The organism is Streptomyces sp. NPDC007875, from assembly GCF_042868035.1.
Taxonomy (GTDB): domain Bacteria; phylum Actinomycetota; class Actinomycetes; order Streptomycetales; family Streptomycetaceae; genus Streptomyces; species Streptomyces antimycoticus.
The window spans coordinates 1-2425 of the sequence record NZ_JBIADZ010000103.1 but is presented as its reverse complement, the minus strand read 5'-3'; the positions used below and the strand labels follow the sequence as shown (position 1 = coordinate 2425).

6 protein-coding genes are annotated in these 2425 nt (G+C 71.2%); 5 read left to right on the top strand and 1 reads right to left on the bottom strand.

Features of this window, described 5'->3' with window-relative positions:
• From ACFYOY_RS49110 to ACFYOY_RS49095, 4 genes are all read left to right on the top strand, one after another.
• Positions 1-213 (top strand): carboxyl transferase domain-containing protein (locus ACFYOY_RS49110; RefSeq protein ID WP_351906676.1); only part of this gene is annotated, 213 nt, incomplete at its 5' end.
• 25 nt (positions 214-238) lie between these two features.
• On the top strand, positions 239-445 hold the full coding sequence (locus ACFYOY_RS49105) for an acyl-CoA carboxylase subunit epsilon (protein WP_014061293.1): 207 nt from the start codon (positions 239-241) through the stop codon (positions 443-445).
• Positions 446-541: 96 nt separating this feature from the next.
• The gene (gene mmpB / locus ACFYOY_RS49100) at positions 542-673 is read left to right on the top strand and encodes a morphogenic membrane protein MmpB (protein ID WP_351906679.1); all 132 of its coding nucleotides are present in this window, start codon (positions 542-544) and stop codon (positions 671-673) included.
• A 142-nt stretch (positions 674-815) separates the two neighbouring features.
• Positions 816-1418: a nucleoside triphosphate pyrophosphatase gene (locus ACFYOY_RS49095; protein ID WP_351906682.1), complete on the top strand. Its 603-nt coding sequence runs from the start codon at positions 816-818 to the stop codon at positions 1416-1418.
• Positions 1419-1526: 108 nt separating this feature from the next.
• On the opposite strand, the gene ACFYOY_RS49090 is transcribed toward ACFYOY_RS49095, so the two are convergent.
• Positions 1527-1937 (bottom strand): hypothetical protein, encoded by a 411-nt coding sequence (locus tag ACFYOY_RS49090; protein ID WP_351906685.1) that lies wholly within the window; start codon positions 1935-1937, stop codon positions 1527-1529.
• A 387-nt stretch (positions 1938-2324) separates the two neighbouring features.
• Between ACFYOY_RS49090 and ACFYOY_RS49085 the strand changes: the two genes are divergently transcribed.
• Positions 2325-2425 (top strand): biotin carboxylase N-terminal domain-containing protein (locus ACFYOY_RS49085; protein WP_158786612.1); only part of this gene is annotated, 101 nt, incomplete at its 3' end.

Genomic DNA, 2425 nt, shown 5'->3' with positions numbered 1-2425 from the left:
GCCGCCTCCGACGACCCGGAGACCACCCGCACCGAGCTGATCGCGGACTACGAGGACACCCTGCTGAATCCGTATATCGCGGCCGAGCGAGGGTATGTGGATGCTGTGATCATGCCGTCCGAGACCCGCCGCCACATCGTCCGCGGACTGAGGACCCTGCGGAACAAGCGCGAGTCGCTGCCCCCGAAGAAGCACGGCAACATCCCCCTCTAGCCCCCTCGAGCGAAGGGCTAATTCCATGATCCGAATTGTCCGGGGCAACCCGACCCCCGAGGAGTTGGCCGCCGCACTGGCGGTGGTGCAAGCACGCGCGGCGGCCGTCACGGCCGCTGCGCAGAGCGAGGACGATCCGGAGGAGTGGTCCGACCCGGCCCGCACCGTCCCCAGCCACCGGGTGCCGCACCCCGGCCCCAAGGCGTGGCGTACCACCTACTGGCCCGCCTGAGAGCCGCGCGGGAAGGCCGGAATGGAACCTTCGCGCCGGGGCGCCTGAGTACGCGTACTCAGGCGCCCCGCCGTCTGTGGCCTCAGGATCGGTCCCATGCTGTGGTCCGAGCCGCCCGACGAGCCGCCCGAGGAGCTGCGGCGCGCCGAGACCATGCTCCGCCGCGCCCGCACGGTTCTGACCGTCTCCGTGCTGCTCGCGATGTGCCTCCTCGGCATGTGGCTGTGAATACGGCCCTGATCTGAAACCCGGTCTGATCCGGCTTGATCTGACCGGCCCCGACCTCGCCCGGCCTGGCCGAGGGGCCGGTGCCATGGCCCGGCTCCGGCCCCCGGCCGGGCCGTCCCGGGGGCGGCATACCCTGGTGCGCATGACTGCGCAGCGCACTCTCATCCTCGCGTCCGCCTCGCCCGCCCGGCTCGAACTGCTGCGGCAGGCCGGAATGGCGCCGAAGGTGATCGTCAGCGGGGTGGACGAGGACGCGCTGAGCGCCGAGACACCCGCCGAGCTGGCCCGGGTGCTGGCCGAGGCGAAGGCCACCGCCGTGGCCGGACTTCCGGGGGCGGCCGACTCCCTCGTCATCGGCTGCGACTCGGTGCTGGAGCTCGACGGCCAGGCGCTCGGCAAACCGGCGGACGCCGAGGAGGCCACCGCCCGCTGGAAGTCGATGCGCGGCCGGGCCGGGGTGCTGCGCACCGGGCACTGCGTGATCGACACGGCGAGCGGCCGCCGCACCTCGGCCACCGCGTCCACCACCGTCCGCTTCGGCGAGCCGACGGACGAGGAGATCGCGGCGTACGTCGCCAGCGGCGAACCGCTGCATGTGGCGGGGGCGTTCACGCTCGACGGCCGTTCGGCGCCGTTCATCGACGGCATCGAGGGCGACGCCGGAACCGTGATCGGGCTCTCCCTGCCGCTGTTCCGCCGGCTGCTGGCCGAGTTGGGCGTGCGGATCACGGCCCTCTGGGACTAGGGGCCTCCCGGCCGCTGGGGCGACTAGGGATTCCCCTGAGTCAGACCGGGCCGGGGGCTAGGGATTCCCCCCGAATCAGGCCGGGCCCGGCTAGGGATTTCCCCTGAATCAGGCCGGGCTGGGGGCGTCCTGGCCGCCGCCCGCGGCCTCCGCGGAGGGCTCGGCGGGCGGCTCCGCCTCGTACCCCAGCAGGCTCAGCACGATCAGCCCCAGCACCACCATCAAGAAAGCGAACGCCGGCCAGCCCACCAGGCCGACCGCGAAGGCGCCCACCAGCCCGTGCACCACCGCACAGGTGACGAGCAGGATGCGGGCGAGGCGGCCGGGGGCGCGGTCACGCACGGCGGTGCGCAGCAGCACCACCCCGCACACCAGCAGATAGAGGCCGAAGAGGCCGCCCGCGACCCAGGTGCCGATGGACATCGCGTCGGTGTCGAGGCCGCCCATGGACATCTGCTGACGGTCCACGACCAGGCCGAGGATCCAGTTCAGCAGCGCTATGCCGACCGCTTCGAACATGAGCGTCACAGCCGCTACCGCGGCCACTGGTCTGCGCGCCACCGTGTTCCCCCTCCACTCCGTCAGTGCCGAAGCACGCTACTAACGGGTAAGCGCTGCCACAAGAGGTGCGGACGAGCTGAACGCCATGGCAAAGTTTCCGCCCGGCATTCGTAGGGTCTCCACAAAGAAACGCGAAGCGCCGCAGCACGGCGGGCCAGAGACCTTGCCCACAGCGTGGACGGCGCACCAGCCCCGAAAACCGGGCGTACGGTGGAGCGACGGGGGATCTGGTCGCTCGCCCAACGCGAGGTTCACGCTCCGTGTGGTCAAGCTCACGCCCGGGATCTTCTCGGCGCGAGGTGTCGCCTGTACCTAAACTCGGCTTGTTTCAAGGAGGGAGCCATCGTGCGCAAGGTGCTCATCGCCAACCGTGGCGAGATCGCTGTCCGTGTTGCCCGTGCCTGCCGGGATGCCGGGATCGCGAGCGTAGCCGTCTACGCCGATCC